General features: G+C 68.3%; 20 protein-coding genes. 11 read left to right on the plus strand and 9 right to left on the minus strand.

Annotation, left to right across the window (positions count from 1 at the left end):
• Positions 1-3: 3 nt before the first annotated feature.
• From FB548_RS13310 to FB548_RS13320, 3 genes are all read left to right on the plus strand, one after another.
• On the plus strand, positions 4-1,053 hold the full coding sequence (locus tag FB548_RS13310) for an LD-carboxypeptidase (RefSeq protein ID WP_142125265.1): 1,050 nt from the start codon (positions 4-6) through the stop codon (positions 1,051-1,053).
• A gap of 120 nt (positions 1,054-1,173) precedes the next feature.
• Positions 1,174-1,593, plus strand: a complete 420-nt coding sequence (locus tag FB548_RS13315; protein WP_142125266.1) for a DUF1801 domain-containing protein — start codon at positions 1,174-1,176, stop codon at positions 1,591-1,593.
• Between the two features lie 10 nt (positions 1,594-1,603).
• Positions 1,604-2,026, plus strand: coding sequence for a DUF1801 domain-containing protein (locus FB548_RS13320; protein ID WP_142125267.1), 423 nt, complete (start codon positions 1,604-1,606; stop codon positions 2,024-2,026).
• A 21-nt stretch (positions 2,027-2,047) separates the two neighbouring features.
• Here FB548_RS13320 and FB548_RS13325 read toward each other — a convergent pair whose 3' ends face one another.
• Genes FB548_RS13325 through FB548_RS18810 form a run of 3 tightly spaced genes read right to left on the minus strand, consistent with a single transcriptional unit; the run spans position 2,048 to position 2,998 of the window.
• On the minus strand, positions 2,048-2,359 hold the full coding sequence (locus FB548_RS13325) for a DUF6122 family protein (RefSeq protein ID WP_142125478.1): 312 nt from the start codon (positions 2,357-2,359) through the stop codon (positions 2,048-2,050).
• A 16-nt stretch (positions 2,360-2,375) separates the two neighbouring features.
• Positions 2,376-2,846: a YaiI/YqxD family protein gene (locus FB548_RS13330; protein ID WP_142125268.1), complete on the minus strand. Its 471-nt coding sequence runs from the start codon at positions 2,844-2,846 to the stop codon at positions 2,376-2,378.
• Entirely contained in the window at positions 2,843-2,998 is a 156-nt protein-coding gene (locus FB548_RS18810) for a hypothetical protein (protein WP_185742108.1), read from the minus strand. Before FB548_RS18810 ends, FB548_RS13330 begins: the two co-directional genes overlap by 4 nt.
• A 274-nt stretch (positions 2,999-3,272) precedes the next feature.
• On the opposite strand from FB548_RS18810, the gene FB548_RS13340 reads away from it, so the two are divergent.
• A complete protein-coding gene (locus FB548_RS13340) occupies positions 3,273-4,592 on the plus strand; it encodes an alpha/beta hydrolase (RefSeq protein WP_185742109.1) in 1,320 nt (439 codons plus the stop codon).
• A gap of 21 nt (positions 4,593-4,613) precedes the next feature.
• Here the strand turns inward: FB548_RS13340 and FB548_RS13345 are convergent, their stop codons facing one another.
• The 3 genes from FB548_RS13345 to FB548_RS13355 all read right to left on the minus strand — a co-directional run bounded on the left by FB548_RS13345 (position 4,614) and on the right by FB548_RS13355 (position 8,236).
• On the minus strand, positions 4,614-6,443 hold the full coding sequence (locus FB548_RS13345; protein ID WP_142125271.1) for a PHB depolymerase family esterase: 1,830 nt from the start codon (positions 6,441-6,443) through the stop codon (positions 4,614-4,616).
• Positions 6,444-6,575: 132 nt separating this feature from the next.
• On the minus strand, positions 6,576-7,406 hold the full coding sequence (locus FB548_RS13350) for a class I SAM-dependent methyltransferase (RefSeq protein WP_142125272.1): 831 nt from the start codon (positions 7,404-7,406) through the stop codon (positions 6,576-6,578).
• The gene (locus FB548_RS13355; RefSeq protein ID WP_142125273.1) at positions 7,403-8,236 is read right to left on the minus strand and encodes a class I SAM-dependent methyltransferase; all 834 of its coding nucleotides are present in this window, start codon (positions 8,234-8,236) and stop codon (positions 7,403-7,405) included. Before FB548_RS13355 ends, FB548_RS13350 begins: the two co-directional genes overlap by 4 nt.
• 229 nt (positions 8,237-8,465) lie before the next feature.
• Between FB548_RS13355 and FB548_RS13360 the strand changes: the two genes are divergently transcribed.
• Together FB548_RS13360 and FB548_RS13365 are read left to right on the plus strand one after the other, a co-directional pair.
• Complete coding sequence (locus FB548_RS13360) at positions 8,466-9,011, plus strand: OsmC family protein (protein WP_142125274.1); 546 nt, start codon at positions 8,466-8,468, stop codon at positions 9,009-9,011.
• A gap of 2 nt (positions 9,012-9,013) precedes the next feature.
• Complete coding sequence (locus FB548_RS13365; protein ID WP_142125275.1) at positions 9,014-9,991, plus strand: AraC family transcriptional regulator; 978 nt, start codon at positions 9,014-9,016, stop codon at positions 9,989-9,991.
• Positions 9,992-10,006: 15 nt separating this feature from the next.
• Here the strand turns inward: FB548_RS13365 and FB548_RS13370 are convergent, their stop codons facing one another.
• Both FB548_RS13370 and FB548_RS13375 read right to left on the minus strand, forming a co-directional pair.
• A complete protein-coding gene (locus FB548_RS13370; RefSeq protein ID WP_142125276.1) occupies positions 10,007-10,606 on the minus strand; it encodes a DUF1579 domain-containing protein in 600 nt (199 codons plus the stop codon).
• An 81-nt stretch (positions 10,607-10,687) separates the two neighbouring features.
• The gene (locus tag FB548_RS13375) at positions 10,688-11,530 is read right to left on the minus strand and encodes an MnmC family methyltransferase (protein WP_142125277.1); all 843 of its coding nucleotides are present in this window, start codon (positions 11,528-11,530) and stop codon (positions 10,688-10,690) included.
• A gap of 149 nt (positions 11,531-11,679) precedes the next feature.
• Between FB548_RS13375 and FB548_RS13380 the strand changes: the two genes are divergently transcribed.
• Positions 11,680-12,606, plus strand: a complete 927-nt coding sequence (locus FB548_RS13380) for a M14 family metallocarboxypeptidase (RefSeq protein ID WP_142125278.1) — start codon at positions 11,680-11,682, stop codon at positions 12,604-12,606.
• Between the two features lie 95 nt (positions 12,607-12,701).
• The gene (locus FB548_RS13385) at positions 12,702-12,968 is read left to right on the plus strand and encodes a DksA/TraR family C4-type zinc finger protein (RefSeq protein WP_142125479.1); all 267 of its coding nucleotides are present in this window, start codon (positions 12,702-12,704) and stop codon (positions 12,966-12,968) included.
• Positions 12,969-12,996: 28 nt separating this feature from the next.
• Here FB548_RS13385 and FB548_RS13390 read toward each other — a convergent pair whose 3' ends face one another.
• A complete protein-coding gene (locus FB548_RS13390; RefSeq protein ID WP_142125279.1) occupies positions 12,997-13,290 on the minus strand; it encodes a YkgJ family cysteine cluster protein in 294 nt (97 codons plus the stop codon).
• 394 nt (positions 13,291-13,684) lie between these two features.
• On the opposite strand from FB548_RS13390, the gene FB548_RS13395 reads away from it, so the two are divergent.
• The 3 genes from FB548_RS13395 to FB548_RS13405 all read left to right on the plus strand — a co-directional run bounded on the left by FB548_RS13395 (position 13,685) and on the right by FB548_RS13405 (position 16,820).
• On the plus strand, positions 13,685-14,275 hold the full coding sequence (locus tag FB548_RS13395) for a DUF6151 family protein (RefSeq protein ID WP_142125280.1): 591 nt from the start codon (positions 13,685-13,687) through the stop codon (positions 14,273-14,275).
• Positions 14,276-14,330: 55 nt separating this feature from the next.
• A complete protein-coding gene (locus FB548_RS13400) occupies positions 14,331-15,221 on the plus strand; it encodes a helix-turn-helix domain-containing GNAT family N-acetyltransferase (protein ID WP_142125281.1) in 891 nt (296 codons plus the stop codon).
• Positions 15,222-15,653: 432 nt separating this feature from the next.
• Entirely contained in the window at positions 15,654-16,820 is a 1,167-nt protein-coding gene (locus FB548_RS13405; protein ID WP_142125480.1) for a HAMP domain-containing sensor histidine kinase, read from the plus strand.
• Positions 16,821-16,941: the final 121 nt, after the last annotated feature.

Genomic DNA, 16,941 nt, shown 5'->3' on the forward strand with positions numbered 1-16,941 from the left:
TGAATGCACAGGCGAAACTTTCTCGGAACGGCAGCGCTTGCCGCCACGGCGTTGATGCTGCCCATCGCAGGCAGTCACCGCGCCTTCGCCGCCACGTCGCGCAAGCGCCTGCTTCCGCCCGCGTTGAATCCCGGCGATACCGTCGCCCTGGTCAGCCCCTCCGGCGCCACCGACGATCCCCTCGACCTGCAACTGGCGCAGGAAGCGATGGAAGCGCTCGGCTTGAAGGTGAAGGTGGCACCGCACTTCGCGGCCCGGCACGGGCACCTGGCCGGCAGTGATGGCGAGCGAGCCGGCGATCTCAACGCCATGTTCGGCGACAAGGACGTCAAGGCGATCATCTGCGTGCGCGGCGGTTCCGGTGCCGCGCGCCTGCTGCCGCTGCTGGACTACGGTCTGATCCGCCGCAATCCCAAGGTGCTGCTGGGGTATTCCGACATCACCGCGCTGCACAACGCGTTGCTGTCGCAGGCCGGGCTGGTGAGCTTCCATGGCCCGATCGGCGCGGGCAGCTGGAATGCCTTCAACGCCGACCAGTTCCGCCGCGTCTTCTTCGAGCGCGAGCAGATGCAGTACCGGAACACGGCCGAGAAAGGCGACGAACTCGTGCAGCGCAGGAACCGCACCGTCACCATCACCGGCGGCAAGGCGCAGGGCGAACTGGTGGGCGGCAACCTGTCCGTGCTGGTGGCGCTGGCCGGCTCACCGTACCTGCCGGATTTCAGCGGCAAGATCCTGTTCCTGGAAGACGTGTCCGAAGCGCCGTACCGCATCGACCGCATGCTCAGCACGCTGCGGCTGATGGGCGCCCTGGACAAGGTGGCCGGGGTGATCTTCGGCGAATGCACCGAGTGCGATCCGGGCAACGGCTATGGCTCGCTGACGCTGCCGCAGATCTTCGACGATTATTTCAAGCCGCTGAAGATCCCGGCCTACCGCGGCGCGATGATCGGCCACATCCGCCAGCAGTTCATCGTGCCCGTCGGCGGCAGGGTGGAGATGGATGCGGACGCGGGGACGTTCCGGATGCTGGAGCCGGTGTTCCAGAGTTGAGAGATGCGGTCGCGGGTCGGCGTGTGCATTGCGCATGCCTGTCGAAGGCGCGCTGCGGCGCGACTTGAGCGTGCCCGGCGTGCATGGGAGCATCGAATGCCGGTGAAAGGAGACTCGCGCATGATGAAGGCCACACCGCAGGACACCGGCGACGCCGCGCGCCGTATCGACGCCCGCATCGATGAACTGCGCGATTGGCGCGGCGACATGCTCTCGCGCGTGCGTGCGTTGATCCACCAGGCCGATCCCGATGTCGTGGAAGCCGTGAAGTGGGTCAAGCCCACCAATCCGCACGGCGTGCCGACCTGGTCGCACGACGGTCTGGTATGCACCGGCGAGGTCTACAAGGCGTACGTGAAGCTGACCTTCGCGCATGGGGCGTCGCTGGCGGATCCGGACGGCCTGTTCAATGCCAGCCTCGACGGCGGCACGCGTCGCGCCATCGACATCCGCGAGCGCGACACCCTGGATGGTCCTGCGTTCAAGGCGCTGTTCCGTGCCGGGGTCGCTTTCAATGCGGGCAGGAAATCCCGCAGGTAGGGTGTCCCCCATGGCAGACAAGACCACCAAGTCCCGGCTGCTGTCCGGCGGCAACCCGCAGATCCCGAAAGGCGATGGCGATGCGCCGGTGCAGGCCTATCTCGCCGCGATTCCCGGCTGGAAGCGCGCCATCGCCGAACGCCTTGATGCGCTGATCGGGCAACAGGTGCCGGACGTGCGCAAGGCGGTGAAGTGGAATTCGCCTTTCTATGGCGCACCGGATGCCGAGGGGTGGTTCCTGTCGTTCCATTGCTTCGACCGCTACCTCAAGGTCACCTTCTTCCGCGGCCAATCCCTGCAGCCGGTGCCACCGGAAGCCTCGAAGTCGCAGGACACACGCTACGTACACCTGCGCGAGGATGGGGATTTCAACGAAGCGCAGCTCGCCGACTGGGTGAAGCAGGCGAGCAGCCTGCCGGGCGAGAGGCTGTAGACCGCGCAGGCACCGCGTGCTTCACATCATCAGGCAGTCGATGCCGTCCAGCACGATGTGGATCACCAGGCCGATGCCGAACCAGCGCGTCTTCCGGGGAATGACGAGCGCGCCGTAAACCAGCATCGCCGGCCATGCATGCAGCGGGTGGAAGCCGATGCTGCATCGGCCGGGCGCGTAGACCGGGTCGGCAAGCAGGTGGTCGAGATCGATCACCCAGGCGGCCAGCATCCACAGGGCCGCGCGTTTCCAGTCCTTCGGCCAGAACATGCGCGCGGTGGCCACCGGCACGACGACGTGCAGCAGCAGGTGGAGCAGGGGACGGACTTCGATATCGGGCATGGCGGGTTCAGCGTCGTGCGGCCAGCCAGCGGTCGAGCTGGTTGGCGAACGCCTGGCGGTCGCGCGCATTGAAGGCTGCCGGGCCGCCGGTCTGCACGCCGGCGCCGCGCAGCTCGTCCATGAAGTTCCGCATCGACAGCCGTTCGGCGATGTTGTCCGGCGTGAAGCGCTCGCCGCGCGGGTCGATGGCCTGCGCGCCGTTGGCCAGCACGCGCGCCGCCAGCGGGATGTCCTGGGTGATCACCAGGTCGCCGGCCCGGGCACGCTCGACGATGGCGTCGTCGGCCACGTCGAAGCCACCCTGTACCTGCAGCGAGCGGATGAAGCGGGAGGGCGGCGTGCGCAGCCATTGGTTGGCGACCAGGGTGACCGCCACCTGGGCGCGTTCCGCGGCGCGGAACAGGATCTCCTTGACAGGCCCCGGGCAGGCATCGGCGTCCACCCACACCTGGGGGGCGGGGGCCGTGCCGTCGGTCATTCCTTTGCGGTGTCGGAAGCACCCGGCTCGGGATCGGCGCCGGGCTGGGCCGCATCGCGTTCGGCGCGCTTCTTCGCGTCCTTTTCGTCTTTCTTCTTCTTCTTGGCCAGCTCACGCTGGCGTTTTTCGAACGAATAGTTGGGTTTTGCCATGGACAAGGTCACCTGGGGACGGGAATGGGGCGTGGCGTGCCGGTGGGCGTTCCACAGGCCTACACGATAGCCCGCATCTGCTGCCTGCGGGAAACCGGCATGAAAACAGCCATTTGCGAGGGTCGTGCGACGGTACGGATGCGGGCCCGCCTGCGCGCGGGCCCGGCGATGCCGTCGCGCATGGCTCGCGGGCGCCGCCTGCGCTGCTATACCATCGCCGCGTCGGGCGCCTCCGGGGAAGGGGCGGCCATGACGTCCTTACATGGGGTGATCGATGCGGCGGATTCTCTGCCTGACGCTGGCAGCACTGGTGCTGGCCGGCTGTGCGAAACGTGTCAAGGAGTCGTTGCCGCCGCCGCCGGAGCAGGTGTCGGTGCCTGTTCCTCCGCCACCGCCACCGCCACCGCCACCGCCACCGCCACCGCCACCGCCACCGCAGGGCAGTGCTGCGGAAGCCGCGCACATCGAGGCCGCCCGCCGTGCCGCAGCTGAAGCTGCCGCCCGCGCCCAGCAGGAGCGCGCCGCCGACAGTGCCCGCCAGGCGGCCGAGCGCGCCGCCCGCGTCCGCGAGGCCGCGCAGCCGCCGAGGTCGGATTTCGTCAACGTCGACGTGTTCTACGCCACCAACCGGATGCCGGCGACCACGTTCGCCACGCTGCCGCCGGGCGACCGCTTCACCGCGGGTGTCGCGCGGCAACTGACCTACGGCACCGCACGCATCAGCATCCCCAAGGTGCACGTCGCCGGTGAACTGGAATCACCGCGCTGGTACCTGATGGAGTTCAAGGAAGACCCCAAGCAGCACATCATCCTGCAGGAGGTCGACCGGCTGGCGAAGGCGCCGTTCTTTGCCAGGCTGTACGGGCGCGTCGGTGAATCACGCGGCAGCAATGCGTTCGTGTTCGTGCACGGCTACAACGTCAGCTTCCGCGACGCTGCGCGCCGTACCGCGCAGTTGGCCTACGACCTGCGCTTCGATGGTGCGCCGGTGTTCTACAGCTGGCCGTCGCAGGCGGCGCTGGCGGGCTACTTCACCGACGAACAATCCATCGCGCGCTCGGTGCCGCTGATCGAGGGTTTCCTGGCCGACATGGCCGACCGCTCGGGGGCGCAGAACCTCTACGTCATCGGCCACAGCATGGGTACGCGCGGCGTCACGCAGGCCATCCGCAACCTGGTGGGGAAGCGGCCGGAACTGCGCGGCCGCTTCCGCGGCATCATCCTGGCCGCGCCCGACATCGATGCCAAGGTGTTCCGCGAGGAGCTCGCGCCCGCCCTGCGTCAGGCCAGCGGCTACGTGACCCTGTACGCCTCGTCCGAAGACATGGCGTTGAAGGCGTCCAGGCAGGTCAATCGCGGCCCCCGTGCCGGCGACACCAGCGAGGGCGTGGTACTGGTGAGCGGCGTGGATACCATCGATGTCTCCGGCGTGGACCAGAGCATGCTGGCGCATTCCTACTTCATGGAATCGGACAAGGTGATGGGCGACATCCGCGAGATGTTCCGCGCCCACCAGCCCGCCGCACGGCGCAAGCCGCTGCAATCGGTGAAGCTGGGCACGGGGATGTTCTGGAAGATCCTGCCGCCGCCATGACGCGGCGGCAGGATGGCGCCGTCATGGCAGCGTGTAGGTAACCGAAAGTTTCGCGGTGGCGCCCTTGTCGATCCACAGGTAGTGCGTCGCGGTCGGGTTGGCGTTGAAACGCAGCCGCAGCTGCGTGCGGCCGGTGCGATTGATCGCCGCACGCCCGGCGATGTCGAACACGGTGCTGGTCTGGTTGCCGCCACTGAAGGCCGGCACCTGCGCGCTGTTGGTGGTGGTCGTGGCGGCTGCCCAATCCGCCGCTTCGATGGTGCAGGCGCCGAGGCAGCCGTTGCGCACGTCCACGACGAGCGAGTTGCCCGCAGGGCTGCTCCACGGATCGCCGCTGGCGCTGCGGTAGGCCATCGTCAGCGTGGCCGACGTGACCACGGCGCTGTCGGGCAGCGATGAGGTATCGAAGGACAGCACCGCGCGGTTGTGGTTGCCGTCGGTGCCGCGGCCTATCGCCAGCCCGTAATAGGCCTCCAGCGCGCCCACGGCCGCACTGCCGCCGGTGGCGCTGGCCTTCACGTAGCCATCGTTCGCGTCCTCGTTGTTGAACACCACGGTGACCGGCGACCCGCCGCCGGTCCCGCCGCTGACGGTGACATTGACGGCAATGGAGGTGCCAGTATTGCCGGCGAGGTCCAGTGCCCGCGCCTGCAACACGTGCGCGCCGTCGCTGGCGCCGCTGCTGTTCCACGCCAGGCTGTAGGGCGCGCTGGCATCGCTGCCGAGCAACGCACCGTCCAGCAGGAAGTCCACGCGTGCCACGCCGATGTCGTCGCTGGCGGTGGCTGCCAGCGTCACCGCGCCGGCGACGGTCGCGCCGTTGGTGGGCGAGGTCAGGACGACGGTCGGCGGCACGCCGTCCAGGTTGTCCAGACCGAAGAAGCGGGCGATGTGGTAGCTGGAGCAGATGTTCACGTCGAGGATGTAGGCGCCCGCAGTGCCGCACTGGGTTTCGCCGGTGCCCGGGTCCACCGGCGTGCCGTGGCCCATGCCGGTGATGACATAGGTCTCCACCTTCGCGATGCCGGCGGCGTCCTTGTAGACCTTGTGCGGATAGCCGCTGACGGTGTCGCTGGCGTCGGCCACGGTGTCGATGCCATGCACATCGGCCCACTGCTCCAGGCTTTCGGTGAGGTTGGCGGGGCGCACGGTGTAGTCGGCGTCGCCATGCCAGATGGAGACGATCGGCCATGGCCCGGTCCAGGTGCTGGCGGCACGCACCTTCGCGCCCCATTGCGCGGGGGTCAGGTCGCTGCCGGGATTCATGCAGCTGAAGGCGGCGGTCTGCGTGGTCGCGCAGCGGTAGGGAATGCCGGCCACGATGGCGCCGCCAGCGAACACGTCCGGATACGTCGCGAGCATCACCGAGGTCATTGCGCCTCCGGCGGACAGCCCGGTGACGTAAACGCGTGCGGGATCAATCGCATGGTCCGCGATCATGCGGTCGACCATCTGCTTGATCGACAGCGGTTCGCCCTGGCCGCGCGCGGTATCGGCGGTCTCGAACCAGGTGAAGCAGCGGCTGCTGTTGTTGCCGGTCTGCTGCTCGGGCAGCAGCAGCGCGAAGCCGAAGCGGTTGGCCAGCATTTCCCAGCCGGTTTCGGCGTCGTAGTTGGAAGCGGACTGCGCACAGCCATGCAGCGCGACCACCAGCGGTGCATCCGCCGGCAGACCCGCGGGAACGACCTTGTGCATGCGGAGGTTGCCGGGATTGCTGCCGAAGCCGGTGACTTCGGTCAGCGCCAGCGCAGGGCCGCTGGCCAGCAGCAGGAGCAGGGAGAAGAGCACCAGGCCCGTGCCGTGGGCACGGGAACGCGGAGCGGAACGACACAGCAGCGCAGCGATCGACATCGACGGCACCTCGGGTGTGAAGTGCCGGCAGTGGGCCACACGCCCCCGCGCGGGGGCATTGGTCAAAGGGGAAAGCTGCAACGCACCATCGCGCAAGCGTGACGCAGGCCCCGCGACAGGGCCTGCGTGCCATCAGCCCGTGCGTCGCCGTGCCGTCGCCACCACGAACTCGCCCGGCATGCGATAGCCCTGGCCGACGCGCCACGGCCGGATCGCCTGCAGGTAGCGCGTACGGACGCGTCGGCGGGTCGCCTCATTGAAGCGCGACCAGGCCATCGCCACCGGCCCGCCGACGAAGGCGGCATCGCAGGCGTCGTCGTCATTGGCGTAGGCCAGCACCGCCTCGACGCGATGTTCCTCGGCATCGACGAAGCCGGCGCGCACGCACAGATCGGCGAGCATGCCTTCATGGCCGAGCTGGAAGAACAGCGGACAGACATCGCTGGCGACTTCCTCGTCGACGATGGGGAACACCGGCGACCAGCCACAGCGTGCGCGCTGGCCCCAGACCGCCACGGCCACGCGGCCGCCCGGGCGCAGCGCACCGTGCATGCCGCGCATGGCCTGGTCGGGATCGGGCATGTACATCAGCCCGAGTGCGCAGTACGCCAGGTCGAAACCGACGCCCGAGGTGTCCAGCGATTCGCCGTCCATGCGCAGGAAGCGCGCATGGGGCAGGCCGCGCGCCTGCGCCTGCGCGTTGGCTTCCTCGATCATCCGCTCGGCGATGTCCACGCCGACCACGCGGCCGTTGCTACCGACGACTTCCGCTGCAGCCAGCGCCATCACGCCGGTGCCGCAGGCCACATCGAGCACCGATTCGCCCGGGGCCGCCGGCGCGAGCGCCAGCAGCCGACGGTGCGCTTCCGATAGCTGCGCCTGCCAGAGAGCGTCATAGCGGGATGCGGCGAGGTCCCAGCCGTAGCGCTGCACGCGCCGCTGCAGTCGCGCGTGGTCCTTCACCGGCGCACGACCACGATTTCGAGGTATTCGCTGGGGATGACCAGGCCGTTACCGTTGCCGCAATCCATACGCTCCATAAGCGCGTGCAGGTCCTGTTCGAGTTCGGCGGCCTTGTCGGCCGGCAGGGCCTGGAAGGCCTTCTGCACCGGGCCGTACCAGGTGCGGAACACGTCGATCATGTGCGCAGCCGAACGGTAGCGGAAACTGAACATGCGCGCGGTGACGCCGATGGCGCCGGCCGTGTCCCCGAACAGCGACTGCACGTGCGTGGTGGTACCCCACAGCGACGGCAGCTGCACACCGGCCGGCGGTGCGATGTGGCGTCCCAGCACCTTGAACATCTGGCCAATGAAGCCTTCCGGCGTCCAGTTGGCCAGCCCGATGCGGCCGCCGGGCCGGCACACGCGCGCCAGTTCGCCAGCGGCACGCGCGTGGTCCGGCGTGAACATCACGCCGAACGTGGACAGCACCACATCGAAACTGGCATCCGCGAAGGGCAGGGCCTCGGCATCGGCTTCGGCGAAGGCGACCTGCAACTGCTCGGCCTCGGCACGGGCCTGGCCCAGGTCCAGCAGTGCGGGCACGTAGTCGGTGGACACCACCTGGCCACCACGGCGCGCTGCGGCCAGCGTCGCATTTCCATTACCGGCGGCGACATCGAGCACCCGTTCGTCCCAGCGCAGGTCGACCGCTTCGGCCAGACGCTCGCCGACGATCTGCAGCGTAGTGCCCACGACGGCGTAGTTGCCGCTGGACCAGGCGGCCTGCTGGCGGTGCTTGAGGGCGTCCAGATCGGGCAGGGTGGGGAGGGAAACGGCGACGGCATTCATTCGGGGGAAACTCCGGGGGTTGGGGAGGGCGCAGCGTGGCGGTCGCACCGGGCTTCCGTCCTGACGGGGCGTCTGCCGGAACTGGCCGCGCGTCCGAGCCTGCGTGCAGGTTTCCCGGGGCTCCGCGATTCCTTGCCGATCGTCCGGCGGTTGGCCGCGCACCTGCACGGGCTGCGTTGTTGCGCTCAGAATCCGCCTGCCCCTGCCGTTCAATGGAATTTGCCCTCCCATGAGTACCCCCCGGGACATCGCCCACGCGATGCAGCGCGCCGTCGGCGTGTTCACCCGCCGCCCCGACATGGGGCTGCACGATGACGCGGCAGCCCGCGCCTCGTGGCAGCACGGCACGCGGATCGTGGCGGCGCACGCCAGCGGCACGCGCATCGAATCCGACATGCCGGTCGAACTGGGTGGCACCGGCGACCGGCCGTCACCGGGCTGGTTCTTCCGGGCGGGCATCGCGGCGTGCACCGCGACTGCGATCACGATGGTCGCCGCAGAGCAGGGCATCGCGCTCGACCACCTGGAGGTAGAGGTCGGCAGTCGCTCCGATACGCGCGGCCTGCTCGGCATGCGCGATGCCGATGGCGCCCCGGTGGATGCGTGCCCTGCGTCGATGCGCGTGGACGTGGTGCTGCATGCGCAGGACGTGGAGGCCGAACGATTGCATGCCGTCGTGCAGGAAGCGCTGCGTCGCTCGCCCATGCAGGGCGCGCTGCTGGGACAACCACCTTTGACCGTCGACGTGGCGACGACGCCCGCGCGAGCGGCCTGAGCATGGATGCGTTGTCGGAAATCCTGCGCGTGGTGCAGATGTCCGGTGCGTTCTTCGTCAACGCCCGCTTCAGCGCGCCCTGGTGCTACCAGTCGCCGAAAGCCTCGCTGGCGGCGCCCTGGCTGGACCCGACCGCGGAGCAGGTGGTGATCTTCCACCTGATCACCGAGGGTGGATGCCTGGTGGAAATGGAAGGCGCGCCAACGATGGCGGTGCACGAAGGCGACGTGGTGATGTTTCCGGGGGGCAGCGCTCACCGCATGACGTCGGAGCCGGGCATGCCGCCGCCGCGCGGCGCGGCCGACCTGAAGAAGCTGTTCGCCAGTCGCCCGCGCCGGCTGGCCTACGGTGGTGGTGGCGCCCCCACGCGCATCGTCTGCGGCTACCTGGCCTGCGATACGCGACTGGCGCGATTGCTGCTGGACGGCCTGCCGCCGGTGGTGCGCATCAGCTTGCGTGATTCCGATGCCGGTGCATGGCTCGAATCGTCCGTGCGTTACGCGCTGGCAGAGGCCCGCACGCCAAGACCCGGCGGCGCGAGCCTGCTGTCCCGGCTTGCGGAATTGCTGTTCATCGAGGTGCTGCGCCGTTACGTGCACCAGCATGAAGGTCATGCGGGTTGGCTGGCGGGCCTTGGCGACCGCGTCGTCGGCAAGGCCCTCAACGCATTGCACCAGCAACCGTGCCGCGAGTGGACCCTCGCCGATCTGGCGCGCGTCGCCGGCACCTCGCGTTCGGTACTGGCCGAGCGGTTCCAGCAACTGGTCGGCACGTCGCCGATGCAGTACCTGACGCAGTGGCGGATGCTGATGGCCGCCAACCTGCTACGCCGCAGCAATGCGCCGCTGTCGCGGGTGGCCGAAGAGGTGGGTTACCAGAACGACACATCCTTCATTCGTGCGTTCCGGCGCGAATACGGGCAGCCGCCGGCGGCATGGCGGCGCAACCTGGCCGACGCCGGCCAGGCTGTGCACGCCTGATCACGCGTGCGACGTCTACGGCCGCCGCTTGTAGGTGATCTCCATCATCTTGGTTTCCCTGCCGTCAGGGCCGGGGCCGTACATCTCGAAGACTTCCGTGTTCTTGTCGGTCCATCGCGTGGTCATGCGGCTGCTCTGGGGCTGCTTCGTCACCGGGTCGTGGTGGGTGCCGGTGTAGGTGCAGGTCAGCTCGGCATCGCAGGTGCCTTCGCTGACCATGAGGCCCGTGCTCATGCTGTCGTTCCACGTGCCCCAGTACTTGCCGGTGACGTTGTCGAACCCATGCAGTCCCTGGCCGGAGAACGGCTGTCCCATCATCTGAGACGTCACCTCCTCGAGCATCACGCGGTTGCCGAGGATCATCCTGCGTGTCGCGGTGCCGGGGTCGGTGCTGGGTGGCGCGCCGGGTGCGTGCCAGCTCTTCACGACCAGGTCGTAGGTGCCGGCCATCGAAGCCAGCCTGCCGTGTTCCATGCCCGGCGTGCCGGCCTTCTGGTAGGCCTCCATCATGGCCTGCATCTCGGGCGTCATCGCCGGCGGCGTGTCCTGGGCGAACGCGGGGCCTGCGAGCAGCAGGGTTGATACGGCGACGGACAGCAGCGTGGTGCGTTGCATGGTGGCCCCTCCCGGGCATGGCGGTGGCGCTGTTGTGCGCCCCGCCGCGCTCAGCCGGCGTGAAAGTCGGCCGAGGGTCGGTCAGCGGCGCACGGCGACCACGCCGTCCAGCGCCCGCTGCGCCTTGAACCCGGCCTTCTCCAGCCGCTTCACCACCTCGCCGGGCACATCGCGCCCGCTGGTGAGCTTGTTGGGCGTGCCGGTGTAGTGGAACAGCTTGCCGCCGCGACGGAGCACGCGCGCAAGCTGATCGTAGAAGGCCTGCGAATACAGCTCGCCGGCGATGCCGAAACGCGGCGGGTCGTGCAGCACGGCATCGACGGAGGCATCCGCCACCTGCGTGACGGCCTGCGAGATGTCGGCGTGGGTCAGCTGCAGGCGCCCATCGTGTCCGGGTGCGTCCGGATCCGGCGACCACGGGTTGAGCGTGCGCAGCCAAAGCACGTCGTCGTTCTTCTCGAACGACAGGATGCGCGCGGCGCCAGCGGCCAGACAGCACGCCGCGAAGTAACCCAGCCCACCGCACGTATCCAGCACCACCTTGCCGTGCGGCTCGACCAGCGCGACCTTGCGTCGCGCATCGTCCAGCGGCGATTCCTTCGACGTCGGCAGCATCTTGATGCCATCGATCTCGAACGTGGGCACGCCCCATTCCGTGGGCACGAGCTTGATCAGCGAGCCGGCATAGCGCGAGATCGGCGCGAAGTCCTCGCCGTCCCAGTAGTACAGCGTGCGGTCCTTCAGTCGGCCTGGATAGGGGTACGCCGCATCGCGCCACTGCCATGTTCCGGCTTCCAGCCGCGCGTCCGCCAGCGTGCGTCCAAGGTCCAGCGAGCCATGCCACACGGTGTCGCCGCGGTCGCGCGCCGCCAGCAGGGCAGCAGCGGTGTCGCGGGTGAGCAGGGGACCGGTGTAGTGGGGCATGGAGCGGGAGTCCTGAAGTGCGTCGTGATCGCAGGAGCGGGATTTTCGCCCCCGCCGCCCCTTGGGCGATAGCCCGGGATGTCTGCGGAAGCCATGTTGCCCCCGCTGGTATAGTGCCGACCCCTCGGATTCCCGGTCTTGCCACCGTCATGAACACGCCCGCCCGCTTCCATCCCATCGGTACACCCGGTACGCCCTGGGGGGCGGCGGAGAAAGCCGCATGGCGCGCGCAGCAACGCGTGCAGCGCCGTTATGCGGACGATGTGGTAGCGGTGGTCGATGGGCTGCGCGGACGCTTCGATGTGCAGCAGTACGGCACGCTGGACTATGGTCCGGGCGAGGTCTATCCGCTGTTGGCGGTACGCAGCCGGGACTGGAACGAGGCACTGCCCACGATGCTGGTCACGGGCGGCGTGCACGGCTACGAGACCAGCGGCGTGCATGGCGCGCTGCAGTTCCTCGAAGAGCGTGCCGCCGACTATGCCGGCAAGGCCAACCTGCTGGTGGTGCCATGCGTCAGCCCGTGGGGCTACGAACGCATCCACCGCTGGAACGCCGATGCGCTGGATCCGAACCGCTCGTTCCGTGCGGGCAGTCCTGCGCAGGAATCCGCCGCGTTGATCGCGCTGGTCGCGCCGGTGAAGGATCGCGTACTGATGCACATCGACCTGCACGAAACCACCGACAGTGATGAGAGCGAATTCCGTCCTGCACTTGCCGCGCGCGACGGAAAGCCATTCGAACCCGGGGAGATTCCGGACGGCTTCTACTTGGTGGATGACAGTGCGAATCCACAGCCCGATTTCCAGCGCGCCGTGATCGCGGCGGTGGCGGCCGTCACCCATATCGCCCCCGCCGACGCGCGTGGCGAGATCATCGGGTCACCGGTGGTGGCCGAGGGTGTCATCCAGTACCCGGTGAAGTCGCTGGGCCTGTGCACCGGCATCACCGAGGCACGCTACACCACCGTCACCGAGGTCTATCCCGACAGTCCGAAGGCGACGCCGCAGCAGTGCAACGATGCGCAGGTCGCCGCGGTGGTGGCGGCGATCGGGTACGCGTTGGCGCAGGGTTGAAGCGAGCCTGCGGGGGCCCTATTTCCTTTCGTGAAAGATGATTGCTTTCCGGGGCGTAGGCTGTCCCGGCGGCAACACGAAGCGAGGACATGACCATGGCAACCGGATGGGCCGGCGATGGCGCCGTGCAGGAACAGATCGATGCGACCGTGAAGGACGGCATCGAACGCGCGCGCCGCGCGCTGCCGAAGGGGCCGAGCCTGACCCACTGCGAAGCCTGCGACAAGCCGATCCCGGTTGCCCGCCAGCTGGCGGTGCCGGGCGTGCGCCTGTGCGTGGTATGCCAGGAGGCGGCCGACCAGGAAGAGCAGGGTGCCGGGCTGTACAACCGGCGGGGCAGCAAGGACAGCCAGTTGCGCTAGCAAGGGCGCGTAACGGGCACGGCGGGCGTCACTCCACCGTCAGCGGGATGCCCTTCTTGCGCATGTCCAGGTAATCGGTACGCACGGCACGGCAGTAGGGCCCGCTCATGACGAAGCGGCGACACACATCCGGCCGGGTCTGGTAGATGCCGCAGTTCATCCGCGCGCCGTCGAGTGCCACGCACCAGCCTTCCTCGTCGCGTGCCATCACGTGCAGGCCGGCGGGGGTGCGGGTGGTGAGGTGTGAGGGAACGTGGTCTTCCGGTTGCAGGACCACGGTCAGGCGGCAGCAGACGGCGTCGCAACGCGAACATGAGGTCATGGCGGCGTGACCTGCATCGGCTGGTCCCGGGCAGCGCACGCTGCAGCAGGGAAAGGCACGGCATGTGCAACGACGGGGCGAGGGTATGACGGGCAGGGCATGGAAGCTCCCGGGGGCAACCATCCCATCGTGGGGAATGCGTCGCGTGGGAAAGGGAGCGAAGCGGAGGGCCGGGGGCCGTGCGGAACGCGCGAAGCAAGCGGTTGGCTCGCGGCACGCATGCTACAGCATGCATCTCAAGGGGCGGCCCGTGCACGCGGAAGTACGTCACCTGAGCTTCATGTGGTGTCGCATCGGTTTGCCTGCGGGTCAGGCAGGCACGCCAGGTTTGACGCTGCAGTCATACCGCGTGCGTTATCCCTGTCCGCAGATGTCTTGAAGCGGAGGTGCGTTGATGACGCTCGAGTTGCGTTGCCGCTGCGGGCAGGTGCAGGGCACGGTGGATGCCCGCCGGGCGTATGCGCGTGCAACGTGTTACTGCGGGGATTGCCGTGCGTATGCGCGTCACCTCGGGCAACCCGGCGTGATGGATGCGCAGGGCGGTACCGACATCGTGGCGATGAACCCGCTGGCGGTGCGTTTCACGGCGGGCGAGGAGCACATCGCCGGCCTTTGCCTGCGCCAAGGCGGGCTGTTGCGCTGGTACGCGGCGTGTTGCCGTACGCCGCTGGCCAATACGCCGCGCGATGGAAAAGTCGCCTACGTGGGCGTGGTTGCCGCATGCCTGGTGCCGGAGGCCGACGTCGATGCCGCATTCGGCCCGCCGGGCCACGTGGTGTTGAACTCCGACAGCGCCGTCGGCGACGTGCGCCGCACGCCGCTTGCTTTCCTCGCGGCCGGAGCGCGTATCGCCATGGGCATCATGGCGGCAAGGCTGCGCGGGCAAGCGCCAGGCCTGTTTTTCAGCGCCAACGGGCAGCCCCTGCGTACCGCGTACCCCCTGGGCGAGGATCCGCGCGGCGAGGCGGGGCGGGAGCCGGCCTGAGCCGATCGTGCGGGCCGCGGTTGCTTCCGCATGAATACCTGACTAAAGTCAGGCAATGAACGAGAACCAGATCCAGCGGGTCCGCCGCTTCAACCGCACGGTCACCCGCCGCATCGGGGTACTCACTGATGACTACCTCGGGCACGGCCGTCCGCTGGCCGAGTCGCGCCTGCTGTTCGAAGCAGGGCATGCAGGGGCAGATGTGCGCGACCTTCGTGCCCGCCTCGGGTTGGACTCGGGCTATGCGAGCCGGTTGTTGCGTGCACTCGAGGCGCAGGGGCTTGTGCGGGTACAGGCATCGCCCGTTGATGCACGCAGGCGGCATGTGGTCCTGACCGCGAAAGGGCGGCGCGAGGTGGATGCGCTCGACCGGGATTCGCGGGCGTTGGCGGATTCCCTGCTGGCGCCCTTGTCGTCGCGGCAGCGCGAACGGCTGGTCGAAGCGATGGACGAAGTGGAGCGCCTCATGCGTGCATCTGCGGCGGAGATCGCGCAGGAGGGTCCAGCCAGCGTCGAGGCGCAGGCGTGCATCCAGGCCTATCTGGATGAACTCGATGCGCGCTTCGAAGGTGGGTTCGACGCCGCCCGCAGTGTGTCGGCCGATCCCGGTGAGCTGATGCCGCCCCGTGGCGCCTTCGTGGTCGCGCGGCTGGAGGGCGCTGCGGTCGCATGTGGAGGATTGAAGCGGATCGCCGAGGGCACGGGCGAAATCAAGCGCATGTGGGTGGCGCCGGATGCGCGCGGGCTGGGCATCGCGCAGCGGGTGCTGGATGCGCTGGAGGCACACGCGGTGGCGATGGGACTGCACACGTTGCGACTGGACACCAACAGCAGCCTGGTGGAAGCACGGGCGTTGTATGACCGCAACGGCTATATCGAGATCCCCGCCTATAACGACAACCCTTACGCGCACCACTGGTTCGAGAAACACCTGCGCACGGACTGAAGGCCAGGCCCATCGCCTCGAGCGAGGATGAGCCGAGGCGCCGCGTTCGCTCGATCGCATTCGCGGCGGAGCCGTCCTTCCCGCGCTCCGTGTCCTTGGTGCCCTGCGATCAGGAGCGCTTGCCGGGATTGGGTAATTGGCCCTTCCCATGATCCTTGGGAAGCGGGCGGGATGGGGTTGATGGCGTGGCGGGCGCGGGTATCGCCTTGGAGGCGTCGTGGCGGGCGGGCGGCTTGGGATGGAATGTCATGGCGGGTCTCCTCCGGCCGATGGCCGGATGTGCACCGTGCACGTGGAGGGATGAGTAACGCGTGTAGTCACGGGGTAAAGCAGGCCGTCGGGCCGGAAAAGGCTGGATTGCCCGATGGACGGCTGTGAACGGGCGCAAAAGACCCCTCGGTGCCGGCAAAAGGCGCGTAAGGTCGAGGGATGATGCATCGGTTCCTCAGTGACAACCGCGCTGAACTGATTGCGCGCTGCCGTGGCAAGGTCGCGCTGCGATCCGCCACGGGCGTGCCTGGCCAGGAACTGGACCACGGCGTGACGGTTTTCCTGGACCAGCTGATCAAGACACTGCAGGTGGAGGAAGGCGCCGAGCCGATGCGAAGCCGCAAGGTATCGGGACCCGCGGGTGGCGGTCGTCCGGCCCTGTCGGAGATCAGCGAGTCCGCGGCACTGCATGGCCGCGAACTGCTGACGCACGGGTTCACCGTCGACCAGGTGGTGCACGACTATGGCGACCTGTGCCAGGCGATTTCCGATCTCGCATTCGAACGGGGTGCGGCGATCGAGACGGATGAGTTCCGCACGCTCAACCGCTGCCTGGACAACGCCATCGCGCACGCGGTGACGGAGTTCGGCTACCAGAACGAGATCGTGCAGTCCGACAGGCAAACCCTGGCGTTGAACGAGCGGCTGGGATTCTTCGCGCACGAGTTGCGCAACCAGCTGTGCACGGCGACGCTGGCGCTGTCGATCATCAAGGAAGGCAGCGTGGGCATGTCCGGTGCCACGGCCGGCATCCTGGATCGCGCCCTAGCCGGGCTGGGAAGCCTGATCGATCGTTCGCTGGCCGAGGTGCGGATGGCGGCCGGCACGCCGGTGCAGAAGCGGCTGTACTCGCTGGCGGATTTCATCGCCGAGATCAGGCTGTCAGCCTCGCTGGAGGCCACGGTCAGGGGATGCGTACTGGTCGTGTCCGAGGTGGATCCTGTGCTGGCCATCGATGTCGACCGCGACCTGTTGCTGTCGGCAACCGGCAATCTGCTGCAGAACGCCTTCAAGTTCTCTGCGCCAGGCAGCGAGATCACGTTGAACGCCTATGCGCTCGCCGACCGCATCCTGATCGATGTGGAGGACCGCTGCGGCGGGCTGCCTTCCGGCGATGGCGCGACCCTGTTCCAGCCTTTCGTGCAGCAGAGCGCGGACCAGAGTGGCCTTGGGCTGGGCTTGTCGATCTCGCAGCGCAGCGTGGAGGCCAACCAGGGGCAGCTGAGCGTGCGTGATGTGCCCGGCACCGGCTGTGTCTTCACCATCTCTCTGCCACGCCACCAGATGCCGCCATCGGAAGGGCCGCTGCGGCCACGCGCGACGGGTTAGGGGTGGTTGGTACGGGGCTTGCATCGGCGACAGGACCGGAGACGGCGTCGCGGTCGCTGGAGTAAGTGGCGTTACGCGGCTACCATGCCGCATCAGCATTGGCCATGGCGTCGCCAGGGAC

The sequence above is a fragment of the Pseudoxanthomonas sp. 3HH-4 genome, from assembly GCF_006716465.1.
GTDB lineage: Bacteria > Pseudomonadota > Gammaproteobacteria > Xanthomonadales > Xanthomonadaceae > Pseudoxanthomonas_A.

Bases quoted from the DNA above. Each gene is read 5' to 3' on its own strand.
- FB548_RS13395 (WP_142125280.1), top strand. From the start codon at position 13,685: ATGACGCTCGAGTTGCGTTGCCGCTGCGGGCAGGTGCAGGGCACGGTG.
- FB548_RS13380 (WP_142125278.1), top strand. From the start codon at position 11,680: ATGAACACGCCCGCCCGCTTCCATCCCATCGGTACACCCGGTACGCCC.
- FB548_RS18810 (WP_185742108.1), bottom strand. From the start codon at position 2,998: ATGGCAAAACCCAACTATTCGTTCGAAAAACGCCAGCGTGAGCTGGCC.
- FB548_RS13315 (WP_142125266.1), top strand. From the start codon at position 1,174: ATGATGAAGGCCACACCGCAGGACACCGGCGACGCCGCGCGCCGTATC.
- FB548_RS13405 (WP_142125480.1), top strand. From the start codon at position 15,654: ATGCATCGGTTCCTCAGTGACAACCGCGCTGAACTGATTGCGCGCTGC.
- FB548_RS13310 (WP_142125265.1), top strand. From the start codon at position 4: ATGCACAGGCGAAACTTTCTCGGAACGGCAGCGCTTGCCGCCACGGCG.
- FB548_RS13390 (WP_142125279.1), bottom strand. From the start codon at position 13,290: ATGACCTCATGTTCGCGTTGCGACGCCGTCTGCTGCCGCCTGACCGTG.
- FB548_RS13370 (WP_142125276.1), bottom strand. From the start codon at position 10,606: ATGCAACGCACCACGCTGCTGTCCGTCGCCGTATCAACCCTGCTGCTC.
- FB548_RS13375 (WP_142125277.1), bottom strand. From the start codon at position 11,530: ATGCCCCACTACACCGGTCCCCTGCTCACCCGCGACACCGCTGCTGCC.
- FB548_RS13320 (WP_142125267.1), top strand. From the start codon at position 1,604: ATGGCAGACAAGACCACCAAGTCCCGGCTGCTGTCCGGCGGCAACCCG.
- FB548_RS13385 (WP_142125479.1), top strand. From the start codon at position 12,702: ATGGCAACCGGATGGGCCGGCGATGGCGCCGTGCAGGAACAGATCGAT.
- FB548_RS13345 (WP_142125271.1), bottom strand. From the start codon at position 6,443: ATGTCGATCGCTGCGCTGCTGTGTCGTTCCGCTCCGCGTTCCCGTGCC.
- FB548_RS13400 (WP_142125281.1), top strand. From the start codon at position 14,331: ATGAACGAGAACCAGATCCAGCGGGTCCGCCGCTTCAACCGCACGGTC.
- FB548_RS13330 (WP_142125268.1), bottom strand. From the start codon at position 2,846: ATGACCGACGGCACGGCCCCCGCCCCCCAGGTGTGGGTGGACGCCGAT.
- FB548_RS13340 (WP_185742109.1), top strand. From the start codon at position 3,273: ATGCGGCGGATTCTCTGCCTGACGCTGGCAGCACTGGTGCTGGCCGGC.
- FB548_RS13365 (WP_142125275.1), top strand. From the start codon at position 9,014: ATGGATGCGTTGTCGGAAATCCTGCGCGTGGTGCAGATGTCCGGTGCG.
- FB548_RS13360 (WP_142125274.1), top strand. From the start codon at position 8,466: ATGAGTACCCCCCGGGACATCGCCCACGCGATGCAGCGCGCCGTCGGC.
- FB548_RS13355 (WP_142125273.1), bottom strand. From the start codon at position 8,236: ATGAATGCCGTCGCCGTTTCCCTCCCCACCCTGCCCGATCTGGACGCC.